Origin of the sequence: Mesorhizobium sp. M1078, from assembly GCF_040318615.1 — a bacterium.
Taxonomy (GTDB): domain Bacteria; phylum Pseudomonadota; class Alphaproteobacteria; order Rhizobiales; family Rhizobiaceae; genus Mesorhizobium.
Window position 1 is genome coordinate 1 of record NZ_JAMYMP010000058.1, and the last position, 17,534, is coordinate 17,534.

Sequence of the window (17,534 nt, forward strand, 5' to 3'; positions counted from 1 at the left end):
ATGATGAGACATGCAGGCTCGAACCACTCCAAAACCCCTTCGGGCCAAAAGTGTTACCCATGTCTCCGATATAAACCGTAACCTATGTGTCCGGAATGGACCCAGAGAAAACTGGTGCCCAGAGGCGGAATTCAAGTGAAGAAAATCCCGTTTTGCTTTCAGATACTTAGGGGAATGTTAGCCGCATCTGATACCAACATAAATACCAACAAAATATTCCTGTGGATTGGTTCGGTTCCTGCTATTTCTCTCAATGCCTTGCACCTGCACCTTGTCTCTTCCGGTTTAGTCTACATCCTTCTTGGTCATACCTCATCATGCGGGGTCGAGTGAAGACCACGGCTGGCCAAGACGACTTAATCAGAACGGATGGCCATTGCGCTCAATATCGGGATCGCTTTAGGCGGTTTCTGAAAGCCGACATCGTGCGAAGAACAGGTGGCTATTTACGGGTCCTGAGACCTTGGCCCATACACCGCTTTGTAGGGTGGACGCGGCGCAACGAAAAGCGCGGCCAGCCGTTCCTCATGTTGCTTGACCAGTGAGGCAGCAATAAACAGGTAACTCTGCGGCGGACCGGTGTAGTCGTCGAGGTCGATCGGATTAGACTTCATAGGTGCTCCGTCGACGCGTAGTAGACGGTCTCGTCCTACCAGCAGCCCAGCTTGGCCCAGTGCATTCTGGCTTTGCAGGCGCATGGCGGCAGAAATGATCTCGCGCCAGTGCCTGATACCGCCCTTGGCGATTTGGCCCTTGGTGAAGGCGAACTCCAATTCAACGCAGCCGAGAGACAGGATGTCGATTTGATGTCGGTCAATTGCGTAGCAGGCCATGGCATCGACCAACGCTGTCATATAACTGGCATAGTAGGATCGGCGCCTCGGAGGTGCCGGGCCACATCCCACCCGCTTGGGCCGTCCCCAAGTCTGATATCTGTCAGGAGAGCCACAACTCGCTCCGGCTCACGATCGAAAGTCGCAATCGCTTGAAGGCCCTTTTAAGCCGGCGACCACCTCGAACCCGGCCTCCCGGAGAGAGTTCTCGACGTCTCCACGATCAGCACGGAACCCGATGACATTGAAAGCCTGCTTGGTGCGCCCCAACAGTTGAACGGCTGCGAACTCTCAAGGTTCCTGGCGCGCAATAGCACTCGTTAATCCGGTGGAAAGCAGGTTGTGATCCAGCCGTTTCGAACAGGTTGCGGCAGGCGAAAAGGATTGAGGACAGCTGAACTTTGCGCGCATCATCGACGCACTGACCATTGGCCTTCGTCTCCTCTAGGCAGCGGGAACATTAGCGCCAACTAAAAGTTGGGAGCAAACACGAACAGGTTCTTGATGGCACATGATCATTCTTTCAAAATGTTGATCCGCAAGCTCCAAGCCATCTCGGAACTCGCAGAATCAGACATTGCGACCTTGGGGAACATCTCGATTCAGGAGAAGAGATATCAGGCCAACGAAGACATTCTGCGCGAGGGCGATAAGCCGAGCCTTTCGTTCGTCGTTCTTGAAGGCTTAATAGGGTCGATCAAACTAACCGGGGAGGGGAAGCGTCAAATCTCCTCCTTTTTTGTTCCGGGCGACATTCCCGACCTGCATGGTTTGCATTTGTCGGTCATGGATTGCACTTTCACCCCTCTCATGCCCGCTAGGGTGGGCTTCATGCGGCACGACGAACTTCGCGCCGTTTGCGACCAGCACTCTTCGATAACGAGAGTGTTTTGGCGCTCGACGGTGATCGATGCGGCGATCTATCGAGAGTGGGTCACCAACGTCGGTAGGCGCGACGCCTACTCGCGTATGGCTCACATTCTTTGCGAACTCATTGTTCGCCTTCGGTCGGTAGGCCGCATTGAAGATCATGTGGCCTATCTCCCCATAACGCAGGCTGCACTTGGCGACGCACTTGGCCTCTCTACCGTGCACGTGAACCGAGTGCTTCAGGACCTTAGACGCGACGGTCTGATATCCACCGTTGGCTCGCGTTTTCATGCGACCGACTGGGCAGGGCTCGTTCGCGCCGCAGATTTTGACTCTACCTATCTTCATCAAAGGGCTGCGCAGACGGGTGCCGGTTTCTGATCCTGCTGGGTCGCTCATGATCCGTTGAGCCCTCGCGATCCTCAAAACCGAATCTCCTGTAGAACCCGCACTCCAACAGGAATGTCGATCACCGCTTGAGAACTGGACCGCAGACTTACCTAGCGACGGCATGGCTTCTCAAAGATACGACCTCAGGAGGGACTCGACGAAACCTGAGCGGTGTTTGACGCGTTCACTGGCCAACCAGCCGAGGCGTGGGGCGCTCCGGCTAAATATCTGGACGGGGAATATTCCCGCGATTTTGTAAGCCTTCTGACCGCGTCGACCTGAAGCGAAGTTTCGCCGGGGGGTAATCTCTAAAGTGCGACTGCCATGGAACACGTGCCGAGCGCCGGAGAGTGTCCAATTCCCCGGTCTGTGCATCCCGGGCACAAGCTCAGCCATAGTGGAGACGCGGCTTTGGCAACGTTCCTATAAATTGAACCCCAATTCGGTCGTTCCTGCGCCACCGCAGGACTGCCTGGTAGGCAACGCCGTCGGTCGGCACGTAAACCACGAACCGCTCAGGGACACGCGATTCCACCGGGACTTTGAGCTCAGCTCTGCCACTGTTTTGGTTCCGAATGGTGCAACTGATCTCGGAGTTTGTAATTCCGCTGATGATTGAGGCGCCTTTCAGCACCCGCTGCCTCCGTTCGCGGCGATGCTCTTCATCAACCATGTGACCTCCATCGGTCACCCGCGGCCCTATATGGTACGCGCACCGGCGAATAAACTGTCCATCTAGGTCGTCGCTCGTTAGTGTCTCACTTTAAAGTTTGACGACGGAGACGGACAGCCTAAATGCCCGTTGCGCCGGTGAATTCGCAACGCGAACAGACCCGAATGGGCTCGTCGTATAGCGTTGTTAATCCGGCAGCAGCATCTCCTCTTCATCGGCCGCGGCTTCGAACAGCAGCCGGAAGTCATTACCCGGCATTTTGCCATCCATCGCAGATAGGCAAGCCTCGGCCGCCAGCCGCCACTTGGGGCCACGATTGGACCACTTTAGGAGCTCCTCGGCGGCGGCATCAACCCGGTTGACACCAAGGCGAAGCCCCGGGCGCTCAGTCTTCACATAAACCGGAGGGTTGAACCAACGGTGGGGCATCACGCCTCTCGAACGTCAAAGGCGATGAACAGTCCCCAAACGGAGGCTGATTTGACGATCATTTCGACTAACTGGCAGTCAGTTTCGAGAAGATCGCCGCCGCGCTCACGGACCGCTACAATGGTCGCTTTGACGGAAATAATGTCGCCGGGTTGAGAGCCCAACAGGACCTCGCGGACCAGCTCCTTGGCCGTTTGCTGCGTAGGCCGAACAGGTGCTTGAATGTCCATCCCATCCTCCCAGAGAGATAGAACCTCAATCAGCTATTCTCTGGGTCACTTTCCGAAAAAGGCAAGAGTCGGAAACGTACAAAGTAGGTTCCCGCAAACACCGCCCTACGATGGCTAAATCCCGCGACAGGCGCTGATTTGCACCTCACCGTGTCAGCTGCCGACGCGACCATAAGGAGCGAGGGCCCGCCTCTCTCCCAAGTTCTCACGGACGAACGCGAACAACGGTCTTGCCCGCGCGTCGGTCCGTTGAGTTGAAGGTGCCGATGGCATCATCCAAGCTCGAAACCTTGCCGATGTTCGTCCGCAGTCGTCCATCGCGGATCCGCTGCACTATCTCAGAAAGCTGGGCTCGATCAGCCTCGACGACGAAGTCAACCGCCAGGCCGTCTGCAGGTCGAATATCCGTTGGTCCGACGACTGTGACAAGGATACCTCCGGCCCGGACGAGCGTTGCGGATCGCTTCTGGACATCGCCGCCGATGACATCGAACACCAGATCGACGCCGCCGACATCTTCAAGGGTGTCTTTTGCGAGGTCGAGGAATTCATTTGCACCGAAGTCGAGCGCTTTCTGGCGGTCGGCGGCCCGCCCGGTGCCGATCACATAGCCTCCGGCCTCCCTGGCAAGCTGCGCCACCATCGAACCGACGGCACCGGCAGCGCCATGCGCGAGAACGCTCTGCCCGGCCTTGATGCGGCCATGCTGGAACAGCCCCTGCCATGCGGTTAGGCCGGAGATCGGCAGGCTAGCGCCCACCGTGAAGTCGACATCGCCGGGCAGCGGCGCGAGGTTACGGGCCTCCATGGCGACATACTCGGCGAGGGTGCCGTCGCGATGCCAGTCCGCGAGGCCGAACACCCGCTGACCTATAGAAAGCCCCGTAGTGCCGTAGCCGAGCGCAGTGACCACACCAGCCAGTTCGTGGCCGAGGATCGAAGAGGTCCGGTCACGGAAGGCTCGGTCGGCCCACGTCGAGGGCCACTCCAGTTCGGTGTTGACGAATCCTGCCGCATGAACCTGTACGACCACGTCGTTAATTGCCGCCCGAGGCTCGGGCAACTCCACCAACTTCATCCCGGCCGTTCCTGCAGTCTGGTCCGTCGCTACGATTGCTTTCATGGGGCGTCTCCTCACCGTTGGGGTAAATTGCGGGCGCGGAGGATCTTTCGATGTCTCGCGCAGAGTTGGCGTTGAGTTCATCGTTGGCGACCGCGAGCGGAAGCTAAGCAATCTCGTCGGATTCTTCCAGCACGAGTAAACTTGCGTTCGTGAACACCCCTGCCATCGCAATCTCAGACACTTCAAGCATGTGGAACAAAAGCAGATCAAATACGTTGTGCCGTTCCCAACATGGAGAGCGTCATGCAAACTACACCCCGAGCCAAAGGCGAAGCTATCAGCAAGGATCCTGACGAATGGACGACGGGAGACGAGCCAATGACTCCGTCGCAAGCTTCCTACTTGAAAACATTATGTGAGCAGGCGGGCGACGACAGAAGCTACGCCGAAGATCTAAGCAAAGCCGAGGCCTCGAAGCGAATCGACGCGCTAAGGACTGAGCTCAAGCTCTAAAGGCGCTGGGAGACCTACGACAGGTTGGTCAGTTTTGCGGATTTGGCCTCTGATCTGGACGGTCGTATTAGTGAAGGTGGTAGAGTTTGCTAAGGATCTTCAATTCTCCTGCGATCTTGAGCAGAGAAAGATAGTCGGTGAACCTTGTGGTTCCAAATTCGTCCTCGACCTTCGCAGTGGCTGCATCGCCCGTAATGTCGAGCGATGCGACTGCCCAGTTGGGGCTGGTGTTCGGCGGCAAGGCCGCACTCATCACCTCGCCGACATAGGCATCGACACTCAGCCATGGAGCTCGAAGAGATCGCGGCTATCTACCCGCTCTATCAGCAAACCGGGTATGGGCGGAAAGTGGGCGTAGGCCGACCATGTGGTTGTCGACGCCGAGATGCGCAGTGCTGGTATCGGCGCCAAACTGATGGGGCGGATCGAGAAGGAAGCAGCGCGTTTCGGCTGCGACATCACCCGCATCTCGATACGAGCGCACACACAAATTCTACAGCCTAAACGGTTAGGCCGATGATGCGCTCGTTCTGGTCAGCCACTGAGTGCGTGGGCCGAGGCAGAGTTCCCACAATATGCTGCGCACAAAGTAGCGACAGAGCGGGCCTAGAAGCGACATAGCGCCGGGTGTGAACGCGAACGCAGCCGGCGCCCGAATGCGTTCAGCGAGCGCCGTCGCGTCCACCTTGCCTTTCTTTGACGGCCCTGTGTTCAGCTTCCCACGGCAACGCGTGGAAGTCGGGCTGGTGCCCCGCTTCACGGTAGCCAGCCTGAGTGAGTAACTTGCTTTGTCCCGCTCCACAACGCAAACAAACGGCGGATTCCCCAAGCACCTATAAACGCCTACAGCTTTTTCCATGCGACAGGTGTGCTGCGGGTGCTCGAAGATGTCGTCCTTCATTGCGATGACAGAACAGGGAGCGAGGACAACTCTTTTTTTGATTGCAGAGAGAGTCTGAGCGGGCTTACTAGTGAGGGGTTTGCCATCGCTTTGAGGGAGGCTGCGATGGTTGCAACGCCCATAGATATCGCTCAAGCGGCCACTACGGCCACCTTGCTGATGCGCCTTCGTCAACGTCATCGCGATGACGTGGCGCGAGGCTGGGAAGATGCCGACCCTTCTACTGTTGCCGTCTCCCGTACGCCTGAGTGTCAATGGCGCGATTTAGCCAAGGCCCTGGTGCACGATTGGTTCGAGCTGATCGAAACTGGCTTGGTGGATTGGATCGTCAGCAAGTAGCCGCTGCCCGCCAGCGGCCCAGCAGCCGTCTGCGGGACTTTGCAGCGGGCGCGCTGGGCCTGACCGGTGGGGCGGTGTGGTATCAGCCGGCTGGCGAACATATGCGCCTCCTCCCAACGCCAGCGAAACATCCAAACGAACGAGGCGATCTAACAGCGATCTCACCGTCCAGCCAACACATAGGCCTATAGCAAAGGCTTATAATCGCTGAGAGAACGAAAATGGCCGACGCCATGGTTGGGGAACCCGGGTGGGTAGGCGCCGGCCACAAGCGGAACAGGCCCGCCGCGCCACACACATGGCTGATTTGTCATCACGTGGTTATGGTGTGATCGCGTAGGGCTAGACCAGCGGAACTTAGTAAACGCCGCTTATTAAGCGATCCTCGACGCGATCGTTCATCGCCACGACGACCTGGGAAACTTGACGGTTGCAGCCCTCTGCCATGTCGAGCTCAAGTCATGAACATCGGCCCTCCGATCATGAGCAGGCATGCGCCCATCCTACCAAATCGCGCTGCCGGTATCGCAAGGCGCCGGCAGCAAGGGGGAGGCGACCAGAGCCGATGTGAAGGGACTAGGCAGCTAATATTCGCTTGCGCTAATTTAAATGTGCCGTAACGTCAGGCTCAGCCTTTTTGGGGAGGCACAACGTGGGGAGTATGATGAGAGTTGCTGTGTTTTGTGCGGCGATCGTGATCGCTGGGACTGGTGTCGCTGTTGCCAAGGAGAAGAAGGTGGTGGTGAGTGACGCCACGGACCTTTGCTCTACGAAGCACTCGGCCAAGAAGCAGGTGCTCGAGCTGGACTGCAGGCCGACCGGAACCGCCAAATTGCCGGCCGGTGGAACGCCGGAAAAGCCGCGCCTCGGATACGACACCGATCCGTGGCTGGTTAAACGCCTTTAGACACTAGGCGACGGCAACACAGCGCGGCTAAGGGGATGTGCGCTGGCGGTGAAGCCTTCTTTGTTCTCTCATCGGTGGAACATTGTCGCCTGAAAACGCTTCGGACGGTGCACTGCCCCATCAGTGCAACGTTCCCTTCCTTGTTTGCACTGGCCGGCTGCCGAAAGGTGGCCGGCTTTTTTGTATATAACCGCGACCTGATGTTTGGGGCTTGTTGATTGGACAGCAGCGAGTGGCCGCTGCTGGCTTAGCGTCCAGGATTGGAATCTGTAAAGGCGAGATCACCAAGGCAGGGATGACCAGACTAAATAACGGTTTCGTCTGTTAGCCGCCACGCCGACGATAATTGAATTCAGAAGGGAGTCGGCCCGGCTGCCCAGCCGGGCCAAGGCTGGAAGAGTTCCGCTCCCGCCCAGCACGAGCGCATCGCACCTGGGCGCAAGCGGTACCAATGGCTCGCCTATTCCGCCGCGCCTTTTCGGCAGGAAACCCTCGGCCTCATCACAATGGAGGGCGACATTCGCAGCGCCCTATGGAACCATCCAGAGTGACATAGGCTGTTTCATGGAACTTCCTGATGACATCAGGAGGCCTGTTAAGCATGCCAGTTGTTCGCGCTCGTAGCTCAGATGCAGGTTGGAGCTCTGCCTAGTGCACCAGTATCGGAAGCGAGAACTAGGAACCGGGAGTGCTGCGGATAGATTGCCGCAGTCGAGCTTTTATCAGAGCATGGCAAGGGCTGCCTTTCTCTCCACGTTGGCGGTCGTCCTGTTGCTCGCGCTATTGCCAGACCACCTGCTGCACGCCCTCGGATTGGCCTTTACGTCTCATCACGACAAGCTCAACCACGCCGCCGCGTTCGCCACCTTGTCGGCTTTGGGTAGCCTCGGCTGGCCCCAACAGGTGGTCCGGCTGGCGGTTCTACTTGCTTTAACGGGCGCAGCGATTGAAATCCTTCAATGCGTCACAGGGCGTGACATGAGTGTCTTCGACTGGTTTGCCGACTGCGCCGGAATGGCATACGGGCTGAGAACTATGAGCTGGGTGAACGAGATTCTGGGCGAACCGGTTATTTGATCGCCACAGGCTCCGCTTTACCGCCGCCGTCTTGGCCCCACTTGCCAGCCTCACGCCCGGGGCCGCCTTCGATCACCCTCGCTATTGCCGTTCAATTTCCGACGCAAAGGCCGATAGCAAGGGAAATAGGTTTCTGGGCCGCTCACCATTTAGACTTAGGTCCGATTCTCTCGCGCAAATGGCCGAAGCCGGAAACATTTCTCCTTCTACTTTGTTGCAGTGGCCGTGCCGCTGAGGAGAACATGCACAGTGCCTCTATCAAATGAACTGCGCGACGTACCGATAGAATTCCAATGCCCCTCCTGTTCGTGCCCAATGGTGAGAAGGGGATCCTGGCTGAAAACGATTGCCGGTTTCAGCTGCGATAGCTGCAGGTCCAGAGTGCGGATCGGCTACGAAGCGAAGCTGGCCATATTCGACCGGCACCTTAAGCGACGCGCGCCGGATCTGGGCCGACGACCAATGGAGTGCGATCCCGGCAACGGTTCCTGAGAGTGTGTCGGCAATTCAAGCTCCAACTGCTTGCGGTCTGCCGCAAGTCCAAGCTTTCATCTGGTCGCAGGGTCAGGCGGCTCTTCGTCCGTACGGAACCGATGATGGCGAGAGGTTTCGATGCGCTCGGAGCACCGAGCAGGTCGACACGTTTTTCGTAGCGACCACCAATCTCTAGCTGGCCGCTCCGATGCTCTGACGAGGTGCGAGCAACTTGATCTTCAATAGTCTTTTTCGAGCCAGCATGCGCGCCGCCTCCGCGATGCGGTCTCCGTAAGCATCGGCGACGAATGATAGCGTCGACAGGTCGATAATGAGGTCGTCGATCGCGCCCGCCAAGACACTGGACCCGCGCCCAAATTGATGCACCAGCGCCAGCACTTCCTTAAGTGCCGTCGAGGCTTCACCCGCATCCAGCAGCGCCTCGATGTCATCGAAAACCTGCATCCCGACCCTCCCGCTTTAAAACGGTGGCAATTTCGCGCGAAAAGAAAGCGCCTGCCAAAGTGCTCGCGCACGAAGGCGGCTATTCAAACAACAAGAAAGACCCTGGTGGCCCAACGATGAAGGGCGTCCATGGAGGGCGTTCAGCGAGACGCAACTGAGATTCGGCGCGACATTAAAGGACGGCGATGCTTCAGCCGCGCTCTCTTACGAGCAATCCGAGCAGCGCCCAGCCGCCAGCCAATCGAAGATGTACGCCAAGACCGATAAGCTGGCGGAGCGTTTTGCCGAGACTGAAGACGCGGTGAATCGCTCAGCGAAGACATGACCGAGGTGGAGGCGGTCTCTGCCGAGGTGACCCGGTGGAAGTTGATGGGCCTCGGCGCATTGGGCGTCACTGGCTGGCAGCGGCGGCGCTCGCCCCGCTTAGTTACGCCCTGTTGGTCTATCTGGCGCGTGCTGCGCGGCGGATGACGAGCAGGCGGCATAGTCGACAGGCTCTCAAGATGGCTGGTGATGTGTGATGATCGCGTCGACGGGAACAGCTTTGCGATTACGCACGAGTTCTTATCAGTTATGCTCGGTGTCAGGCGGCCCGGCGTCACCATAGCGCTGCAAACCTTGGAGGGCCAAGGTCTGATACGCTCAATGCGAGGAGAGGTAGTCATTCTTGATCGCGCGCGTCTAATTGCGCTGGCTGATGGGTCATATGGCAGGGCTGAAGCCGAATACGCTCGGCTAGTCGGCAAACTGCATTGACGGCAGACGCCGCCCCCGTGCACAGTGCCCCTGCAACAGAGCCCGCCGGCTGAGCCACGGGTGTTTTTGCGTCAGGCGGGAACATTCCCGCTCTGAGGCTGTTTGGCTACAACCGGCTCGTTCTTCAGCGGTCCGTGCCGGTGACCAAGATGCGTCCCTCACTCGTCATGGGATGGCCCGCGCAGCCTCGGAAGCAGGCGCGGGCCATCCCATCAAGCCCTAGCCCCACGGCAGGGGCTTTTTGCTGTTCGGATCTGATGCGGTCCTGGCGGGAGTAAACACTGTCACTCCGTGCCGAGGCGAGTTCCTCCCGGAAATGGTGCATGAGCGCTCGCTCTTCCGCCAGACATGATCGGAGCGACCGTGCCATTTCGATACAAACGGATGATTCTATTGCGTAATCTTTGCTCATCGTCGCATTCAAACTCGCGCTGAGTCTGATTGTTCCATGAGCAAGAGCGCCCGGCTATTGAAAACCGAGCGACTTCTTTCGTTTGCCGACTTAGCTATTGCGCAAGAGCAACACCCAAACGTGAGGTATAGCTCCCTCAGCGCCTCTGGTTGACAATCGTTTCGGCCTGAGATTCCGACGACCTCGGTGCGCCGCTTGATCTCGCCGTTGAGACGTTCGATCGGATTCGTCGAGTGGAGCTTGGCGCGATGTTCCTTGGGGAAGGTCATGTAGGCCAGCACGTCGGGCTCGGCGTCGTCCATGATTGTCGCCAGCTTCGGCACCTTCGGCCGGATCTGGTCGGCGACGGCGCGCCATTGTACGGACGCGGCCTCGGGCGTTTCCTGGGCGAAAGCGGTGGGGATGAAGGCTGAGACGACCCTGCGGCCGCTCTTGCCGGAATGGGCCAGCACGTTCCTCATGAAGTGGACGCGGCACCTCTGCCATGTCGCGCACACCACCTTGGTGACGGCCGCCTTGAGGCCTTTGTGAGCATCGGAGACGACGAGCTTGACGCCGCGCAGGCCGCGACGTGTCAGCTTGCGCAGGAACTCTGTCCAGATCGGCCTCGGCCTCCGAGGTGCCAATCTCCATGCCCAGTACCTCGCGCCGGCCGGCCGCGTTGACGCCGACGGCGATGATAACGGCGACCGAGACGATCCGCCCACCGCGGCGGACCTTCAGGTAAGTGGCGTCGATCCACAGGTATGGCCAATCGCCCTCGATCGGCCGCTCGAGGAAGGCCTTCACCTTCCCGTCGATCTCCTCGCACAGCCGCGAGACCTGGCTCTTGGATATGCCGCTCATACCCATGGCCTTGACCAGGTCGTCAACCGACCGGGTCGAGATGCCTTGCACATAAGCTTCCTGGATGACGGCGGTTAGCGCCTTCTCGGCCATGCGGCGCGGTCGAGGAAACCTGGGAAGTAGCTTCCCTTCCTGAGCTTCGGGATGCGCAGCTCGACCGTGCCGGCCCGCGTCTCCCAGTCCCGGTCGCGGTAGCCATCGCGCTGGGCGAGCCGCAGCGGGTTCTTCTCGCCATAGCTGGCGCCGGTGGCCGCGCCCACCTCCATTTCCATCAGTCGCTCGGCGGCAAAGCCGATCATCTCCCGCAGCAGATCGGCATCCGGGGTCTTCTCCACGAGCGTGCGCAGGTTCATCATGTCGTCGGTCATCGGTGGTCCTTCCGAAATGGGTTGGCGTCAACAACCAAACCCTACCGGAAAGCGCCGATGACCACCCACACCCCGCTCGCTGGCTACAGCGCTACTAACGGCGCGCTCGTGAGCGGCTTCGCTACCGCCGAGCTACACCCACCTGATGGGACACGACCTTTCATTTGCATTAGGAACAACGCGTAAATGGAAAAGTTGGTCCACCGCAGCGCTCGTGAGGATGCCTTACCGCTGCCGGCCGGCGGCAAAGGGTCCGGCCCGCGCTTTCCTTCCTAGTGTGACGCGGCCCTGAAGGCTGCCAAGTTGTTCCTGCCTCACTGATCCAGTTCAAGCGGATCGTGATCTGGTTGCTCGTGCCACATCACCTGGCGGAAATCGCGTTTGTCGACCTGCTGACCGCAGATCGGGCATGCGTGAAATCGATCGTCACAGTCCTGCGGTTGGTGTGGCTTGCCGGGGATAGGCGGTCCAAGGTCGGCTATTCTAGCCATGCGCGACCGAACAAGATGCTGCGGCAAAGTTCCGTCAGTTTGGTTTTCTCAGTTGGTGAAAGACATCGCACCAAAAGCGGTAGTCATCTGGTCGACCGTCGAAATGCGCCTCCAAAGCGCAGTGCGCCACGGCGGTCGGTGCTTCCATCCCATAAAGTTCGATCGCAGATTGAGCGGCCTGATCTCTGTCGACGAGATCGGCAATCTTCAAAGCGGCGAAATCAGCGCTCCGGATCGCGAGCCTCCGTGGACCAAATATTCCCAACACCTAAGGGTGACTATATGATCCCCTCATGGCAACTCTGCGGTACGACGAAAGGCAGGAACCGGATGGGACGTGGACGGTATTCGACGTGTTCACCGGGCTCCCGGCTATTGTAGCGGGCCACCCATCTGTCGACCTTCCCGACATGGAGTATGCCGAAGAGCTGGCCGCCATCCTGAATGCCAACGACCTGAAGCAGAGGCTATCTCACGGTAGGTTCCCCGGAGGGTTCGCCTGACCGAAGTGGCATTAGCCCCCGGTCGTGTTGCCCATCCAGGTTGGTTCGTCCGATCCGAACAAGCAATTGTTATTGATCTACCGGCTACGACGGTTTTAAGTCGACTCGCCATTGCTTTTCGTAGGGAGGACGTGATGGGCAACGTGGTGCCAATCTGCAAGGCCGCGCCTTGCGTGGAAGTGGTCGGAGCCAGTGGCGAATGGGTCGTCCGCATCATTGAAACTGACCAGGAAATTACACGCTCATTCGCCCTGGAATCGTTCGCACTGGCCTTCGCAGAAGGCCAGCGGATACGCCTGCATCTCGACAAGGTTGTGCGGCTTTAGGACCCTCCTGCGGCTGGGTACCCTCAGGGCCACGACGGTGATGGCCGATTGTTCCATTGCTGGTGAGGCTTGCGGTGTGACGTCTCTGTCGTCAGCCCGCGCGGCCGGAAGGCTTTTTATTGGTTGAGATCGAGCGGCTCGTGATCGGGCTGCTCGTGCCACATCACCTGCCGGAAGTCGTGTCGGTCTACCTGCTGGCCGCAGATGGGGCACGCATGGAAATGCTCCGGCCATTCAGCGTCATGTGGCTTGCCGGGCTTAGGCGGTCCAAGGTCAACAATTTTCGTCATCACCAACGAACACGGCGACCCGGCAAAAGTTCCGGGGGGTGTGTGTGCATGCGTTCGAAGGCTGACAACAAGACCCCCACGCCGGAAGGTGAATGATGATCGCGACGCTAGCCTAGCCATTCCCCAACGGCTCGGACAAATCCGGTTCCCGGCGGCGTTCCCGTCGTTCTTCAACGAACAGCTTCGGTGTGCTCGTCCCACTCAAGGGGCGTTGTCCCGCGCTCTTGACGAAACTTTCCAAACTCCTTGCGCAGGTCGGCAAGGTCCAATGCCCAAAGATGCTCACTGCTTCCGGGGTTCGACAAAGCGCTCACCAGTTCCGTCCGCTCTCTCGGAATTAAGTTGGCTTCGCGGTTGAGCCTTCAAGGTGGCATTGCGAGATAATTTGCTCGCTTGCTAATATGCCTATATCTTAGGCAGAGGAGTGGGGGTCTCATATCTTCCCGCAGTGGCCGGTGCGGTTAAGCCCCACAAGCAGCCCCAACTGCACCGGCCATGTCCCACGGCTGGGTATGGTCTTTGCGCTCGGCATATCTTTTCAAGAGCTTCCGTGAAGCCTGACGCAAATTTGTTGCTGCTGCGAGCCGCACCCCCCGTTTGGCGGAGCTTCGTATATCTCTCGCTTTACGACGATCTTATCCGAAGTGATTAGGCGAGCTAGGCGCTTCAGCGAGCTGCCACTACCTCGTAGGCGTCCAAAGCTTCTTGGTGTGCCGATGCCGAAAAGCAACCCAGCGGCCGGTCCATAAACGGCCAGCAAGTCGAAGTCCTGGGCTCCATCCGTAGGATGGGTCGACGAGCGGGTCGAACAGTGGCGCGCGCGCCCCCGAGAGGAAGAGGGAATGTCTTATAACGGAGCGTCCGCAAGTGTCGGAGGCTGACCGGGCTGCCCAGCGCAACCCTGCTGAACCCGACGCTTTGGTGTCACTTCCAAGTATACCCTGATGTGCAACAACAACATATGCGCAAATCGAAAGCCGTCCGGCTTACCGGTCAAGAACGGGAGCGCCGCTAAGACGAAAAAGCATCTCGCTGTAGGGTAGCCGAGCAAGGATCTTGCCGTGGTTAGCAATTGCCGCAGCTGTCATTCCTCTACATAGGAGACTGACGCCCCCTTGGGTTCGTTGGCAGATGGCATCCGGACTGTCAACGAGATGCAGATCCGGAACCCCATATACTATGGCAGTTACACCCTCAGGAATGGCTCCGATCGGTTGAACTACCAATATGCGCACACCGAGCAGCCACCCTATGATAATGGCGGCTACGCAACCAGTGCAGCCAAAGACGCCGAACTTCTTCATCGCATCGCACCTATTCCCCGCATCCCATCATAGTACCTGATGGCGTGATGGTGCATTCGTTGCCTTCAGTGTCCACGGAATGAGTTCCGGTGCTGTCTGTCCAGGAGCGAATGGAGTGGAGTTTCCTTCGCTATCGCTACTGGTGATCTCTTGGCCTCCGTTCGGAAAGCGAAGAGTTTCGGTGTCAATCGAATAGTTATTCCCTTCGGTATCCTACGATCTCACATGTTGATCCCCATTTTTACCGGAATAGGAATCTGTGCAGACCCTGTAGTCGCTTTCACCCAAGCAATCAGCGTATGCGGAAGCGGTGCAGCCGAGTAGAAATGCTGCCGTCAATCCGGCAAGCACCGAAACCGAGATGCGGCTTGGGATATGTTCGAGGCGATGTCAGCCACGCGGCACTGACTGACTTTCATTCCGCAGAAGAGAAACGAACAGCCCGCTGCGGCTGGTGGCGGGTTTTTCATGTCGCGTTTCATGTCGCGTCCATCAGCCGCGCACCAGTAAAAACCGTTGGAAACCAAGGATACTCAGTTGCAACATGGGCTGAATATTACAGAAACAAGCGGTGCCCAGAGGCAAGTAGAAATGTCTGTGCTTTCAGATCTTACCACGCACATAGCATGCGGACAACCAACAGAAATGGCAACAATAGATTCCTGTGGGTTATTTCATTCCTCCCGGAATGTCCGACTGATTTGGTCCGACAGCGGCTTCACGAAATAGGAAAGCGCCGTACGCTCACCCGTCTGGACCATCGCTTCGGCCGGCATACCGGGCACGAGCGTCAGGCCCTTGAGCTTCGTCAGTTCCGCCTGCGGAACCGACAGGCGCACCAGGTAGTACGAAATGCCGTTTTTTTCATCCGTCGCCAGATCGGCTGCGATCCGGCTGACATATCCGTTCAATATCGGCGTGGTTCTCAGATTGAAGGCTGACATCCGCAGCACAACCTTGTGACCAAGCTGGATTTGGTCGATGTCCTTCGGGGTGATTCGTACTTCAAGCGCAAGATCGTCGCCTTCCGGCACGATTAGCATGATCGGATCGGCGGGCGTGATCACTCCGCCGACCGTATGAATTGCGAGTTGTTGAATGGTGCCTGACTGCGGCGCGACGATATCGATCCGCCGCAGTTCCTGTTCAACCGCCACCTTGCGCTCAACATACTCCCCGACCTGCGCCTGAACCTCTCTGAGCTCCTGGCCCACTTCCGACTTGAAATCCTGATCGATCTGCGGGATCTGCAGGCGCGTTTCGGCTATGCGGGCTGCCGTCTGTGCCTGATCTGCGATCTTCTCACCGCGTTCGCCACCGAAAGTGGCAACCTGGATCTTCAGGCTGTTCAACCGTTGGTCCGAGACAATGCCTTGGTTGCGCAGCCCACTTAGAACAGCAATTTCCTTTTGGAGAACCTCGATCATTTTTTCACAGGCAATTTCCTGCGCCTTGAGTCCTTCGATCTCGTGGTGATATTGAGTAATGCGTTCCGCCAATTGCGCCTGCTTCCCGTCGCGGGATTGCCTGCGGAATTCGAACAGCAACGTCTCGCTATCTATTGCCGAAGCTACGTCCGGAACATCTCTTCGGGCGAGTAGCCAGTCCGGGAAGGGGATTTCCGCGAGATCGTCACGCTCAGCATCGAGTCGTGCCAAGTAGGCGGCCAGCTCATCGAGCCGCTTGGTGACTATGGCGAGATTAGCGCGCGCCTGGGTGGCATCGAGCCGCATGAGGATGTCGCCGGCTTTTACCTTATCGCCTTCGCGCACCAGGATTTCTCCCACCACCCCGCCAGTCGGGTGCTGCACCTTCTTGACATAGGAAACGACGACAAAGTGTCCGGACGCTACAACCGCACCGGAGAGATTCGTGAAGGTCGCCCAGGCTCCGGCTCCTCCCACAAAGATCACGCTCGCCAGAAGGCCCGCCACCAGGTGCCGGCGAATGGAGCTTGAAACGTCATTGTTCTGATCAATGCCGGACACCGGTATCCTCCATGTCAGCGCGCTCTGCCACGTTATCCTGTGTAGACTCGATGGCCTTCAGGACTTTGGAAGGCGCACCGAATGATCGCTGCCGTCCACCTTCCATCACCAACACCAAATCCACGGCGCGGATGACGCTCGGCTGATGGCAGACAACAACCGCAATGCCCTTGCGCTCGCGCACGGAGGCGATCGCCTTAGCGACTGCAGCTTCGCCTTCCGCGTCGAGATGGATATTGGGTTCATCCAGCACAACAAGGAACGGGTCTCGATAAAGGGCACGGGCAAGACCGATAAGCTGGCGCTGCCCGGCGGAAAGTGCCGATCCGACCTCACCAATCGGAGTTTCGTATCCGTGCTCAAATCGGAGGATCAGTTCGTGCGTGCCCGCTGCTTTCGCCGCGGCGACAATAGCCTCAGGGTCAGGATCATGTTCAAAACGAGCAATGTTTTCGGCAATGGTGCCGTCGAACAGTTCAACACCTTGCGGCAGATAGCCGATATGGCGGCCTAGTGCTTCCCGGTCCCATTGATCGAGGCTTGCGCTGTCGATGCGAACCTTCCCGGCGACCGGCGTCCATGCGCCGACAATGGCGCGCCAGAGTGTCGACTTGCCCGAGCCCGATGGACCGATGACCCCGAGTGCGCTTCCCGCCTGAATGGCAAACGCAATGCCGGTCACGGTCGGCTTGCTTTCGCCGGGCGGAACAATTGTCACGCTTTCGAGGCGCAGTTCGCGTTCAGGTGCAGGCATAGGCACAACAGGAGCGGTTTCAGGAACCTTTTCCAAGAGGTCCTCCAGCCGCGCCCAACTCTGGCGCGCCATGAGGAAGGGTTTCCAGCTTGAAATGGCCAGATCGACCGGAGCCAGCGCACGCCCCATCATTATCGAACTGACAATCATGACCCCGGCCGTAGCCTCCTGCCTGACGACAAGGTACGCACCGACGGTAAGAATGGCCGATTGCACCTGCAGGCGCAAGTCGGCATTGCAACGCGCTGCTTGCAGCAGACCATTGCGTGCCATGTTGTGGGCAACGGTATCGCTTATCGGCCCTTGCGAGAGAGTGTTGGCAAGGAGTGTCA

20 protein-coding genes and 2 pseudogenes are annotated in these 17,534 nt (G+C 58.3%); 12 read left to right on the forward strand and 10 right to left on the reverse strand.

Going from position 1 to position 17,534, the window contains the following annotated elements; genetic code table 11:
- Positions 1–446 precede the first annotated feature (446 nt).
- Positions 447–854, reverse strand: a complete 408-nt coding sequence (locus NKH38_RS31975; protein ID WP_352765490.1) for a patatin-like phospholipase domain-containing protein — start codon at positions 852–854, stop codon at positions 447–449.
- 483 nt (positions 855–1,337) lie between these two features.
- Between NKH38_RS31975 and NKH38_RS31980 the strand changes: the two genes are divergently transcribed.
- Positions 1,338–2,084 carry a Crp/Fnr family transcriptional regulator gene (locus NKH38_RS31980; protein WP_023699539.1) on the forward strand — a complete coding sequence of 249 codons (747 nt, stop codon included), beginning with the start codon at positions 1,338–1,340 and terminating at the stop codon, positions 2,082–2,084.
- A gap of 868 nt (positions 2,085–2,952) precedes the next feature.
- Here NKH38_RS31980 and NKH38_RS31990 read toward each other — a convergent pair.
- From NKH38_RS31990 to NKH38_RS32000, 3 genes are all read right to left on the reverse strand, one after another.
- Positions 2,953–3,195, reverse strand: coding sequence for a DUF982 domain-containing protein (locus tag NKH38_RS31990; RefSeq protein WP_023669677.1), 243 nt, complete (start codon positions 3,193–3,195; stop codon positions 2,953–2,955).
- Entirely contained in the window at positions 3,195–3,425 is a 231-nt protein-coding gene (locus tag NKH38_RS31995) for a hypothetical protein (RefSeq protein WP_023669678.1), read from the reverse strand. Before NKH38_RS31995 ends, NKH38_RS31990 begins: the two co-directional genes overlap by 1 nt.
- Positions 3,426–3,630: 205 nt before the next feature.
- Positions 3,631–4,548, reverse strand: coding sequence for an NADP-dependent oxidoreductase (locus NKH38_RS32000; RefSeq protein ID WP_352765487.1), 918 nt, complete (start codon positions 4,546–4,548; stop codon positions 3,631–3,633).
- Positions 4,549–4,791: 243 nt separating this feature from the next.
- Here NKH38_RS32000 and NKH38_RS32005 point away from each other — a divergent pair, with 243 nt between their 5' ends.
- On the forward strand, positions 4,792–5,001 hold the full coding sequence (locus tag NKH38_RS32005) for a DUF3072 domain-containing protein (RefSeq protein ID WP_031193277.1): 210 nt from the start codon (positions 4,792–4,794) through the stop codon (positions 4,999–5,001).
- Between the two features lie 67 nt (positions 5,002–5,068).
- Here the strand turns inward: NKH38_RS32005 and NKH38_RS32010 are convergent, their stop codons facing one another.
- A complete protein-coding gene (locus tag NKH38_RS32010) occupies positions 5,069–5,284 on the reverse strand; it encodes a nuclear transport factor 2 family protein (protein ID WP_280790541.1) in 216 nt (71 codons plus the stop codon).
- Between the two features lie 84 nt (positions 5,285–5,368).
- Here NKH38_RS32010 and NKH38_RS32015 point away from each other — a divergent pair, with 84 nt between their 5' ends.
- The 4 genes from NKH38_RS32015 to NKH38_RS32030 all read left to right on the forward strand — a co-directional run bounded on the left by NKH38_RS32015 (position 5,369) and on the right by NKH38_RS32030 (position 8,225).
- A complete protein-coding gene (locus tag NKH38_RS32015; RefSeq protein ID WP_352496840.1) occupies positions 5,369–5,521 on the forward strand; it encodes a GNAT family N-acetyltransferase in 153 nt (50 codons plus the stop codon).
- 486 nt (positions 5,522–6,007) lie between these two features.
- Entirely contained in the window at positions 6,008–6,241 is a 234-nt protein-coding gene (locus NKH38_RS32020) for a hypothetical protein (RefSeq protein ID WP_050591009.1), read from the forward strand.
- 664 nt (positions 6,242–6,905) lie between these two features.
- A complete protein-coding gene (locus NKH38_RS32025; protein WP_352765485.1) occupies positions 6,906–7,148 on the forward strand; it encodes a hypothetical protein in 243 nt (80 codons plus the stop codon).
- A 702-nt stretch (positions 7,149–7,850) separates the two neighbouring features.
- Positions 7,851–8,225 carry a VanZ family protein gene (locus tag NKH38_RS32030; protein WP_245260896.1) on the forward strand — a complete coding sequence of 125 codons (375 nt, stop codon included), beginning with the start codon at positions 7,851–7,853 and terminating at the stop codon, positions 8,223–8,225.
- Positions 8,226–8,891: 666 nt separating this feature from the next.
- Here the strand turns inward: NKH38_RS32030 and NKH38_RS32035 are convergent.
- Positions 8,892–9,164, reverse strand: coding sequence for a hypothetical protein (locus NKH38_RS32035; protein WP_023698300.1), 273 nt, complete (start codon positions 9,162–9,164; stop codon positions 8,892–8,894).
- Between the two features lie 59 nt (positions 9,165–9,223).
- Here NKH38_RS32035 and NKH38_RS32040 point away from each other — a divergent pair, with 59 nt between their 5' ends.
- The 3 genes and pseudogenes from NKH38_RS32040 to NKH38_RS32050 form a co-directional block, all read left to right on the forward strand.
- Positions 9,224–9,322 carry a glycosyl hydrolase 108 family protein gene (locus NKH38_RS32040; RefSeq protein WP_084567771.1) on the forward strand — a complete coding sequence of 33 codons (99 nt, stop codon included), beginning with the start codon at positions 9,224–9,226 and terminating at the stop codon, positions 9,320–9,322.
- Between the two features lie 163 nt (positions 9,323–9,485).
- Positions 9,486–9,635, forward strand: coding sequence for a DUF1515 family protein (locus NKH38_RS32045; RefSeq protein WP_245265671.1), 150 nt, complete (start codon positions 9,486–9,488; stop codon positions 9,633–9,635).
- Between the two features lie 18 nt (positions 9,636–9,653).
- A pseudogene (locus NKH38_RS32050) lies at positions 9,654–9,920 on the forward strand (Crp/Fnr family transcriptional regulator); the annotation flags it as partial.
- Positions 9,921–10,502: 582 nt separating this feature from the next.
- Here the strand turns inward: NKH38_RS32050 and NKH38_RS32055 are convergent.
- Together NKH38_RS32055 and NKH38_RS33525 are read right to left on the reverse strand one after the other, a co-directional pair.
- Positions 10,503–11,546: pseudogene (locus tag NKH38_RS32055) on the reverse strand (IS256 family transposase); the annotation flags it as partial.
- A gap of 525 nt (positions 11,547–12,071) precedes the next feature.
- On the reverse strand, positions 12,072–12,305 hold the full coding sequence (locus NKH38_RS33525; protein ID WP_023699541.1) for a Y4oE-related protein: 234 nt from the start codon (positions 12,303–12,305) through the stop codon (positions 12,072–12,074).
- A 25-nt stretch (positions 12,306–12,330) separates the two neighbouring features.
- Between NKH38_RS33525 and NKH38_RS32060 the strand changes: the two genes are divergently transcribed.
- The 3 genes from NKH38_RS32060 (at position 12,331) to NKH38_RS32070 (ending at position 13,252) form a co-directional block, all read left to right on the forward strand.
- Positions 12,331–12,540 carry a hypothetical protein gene (locus NKH38_RS32060; protein WP_023672260.1) on the forward strand — a complete coding sequence of 70 codons (210 nt, stop codon included), beginning with the start codon at positions 12,331–12,333 and terminating at the stop codon, positions 12,538–12,540.
- 134 nt (positions 12,541–12,674) lie between these two features.
- Entirely contained in the window at positions 12,675–12,866 is a 192-nt protein-coding gene (locus NKH38_RS32065; protein WP_023672259.1) for a hypothetical protein, read from the forward strand.
- 119 nt (positions 12,867–12,985) lie between these two features.
- Complete coding sequence (locus NKH38_RS32070) at positions 12,986–13,252, forward strand: hypothetical protein (protein WP_352765481.1); 267 nt, start codon at positions 12,986–12,988, stop codon at positions 13,250–13,252.
- A gap of 1,882 nt (positions 13,253–15,134) precedes the next feature.
- Here NKH38_RS32070 and NKH38_RS32075 read toward each other — a convergent pair.
- Positions 15,135–16,448, reverse strand: a complete 1,314-nt coding sequence (locus NKH38_RS32075) for an HlyD family type I secretion periplasmic adaptor subunit (protein ID WP_023755072.1) — start codon at positions 16,446–16,448, stop codon at positions 15,135–15,137.
- Positions 16,435–17,534: type I secretion system permease/ATPase (locus tag NKH38_RS32080; RefSeq protein ID WP_352904807.1), on the reverse strand; the 1,100-nt coding region annotated here is incomplete at its 5' end. The genes NKH38_RS32075 and NKH38_RS32080, both read right to left, overlap by 14 nt.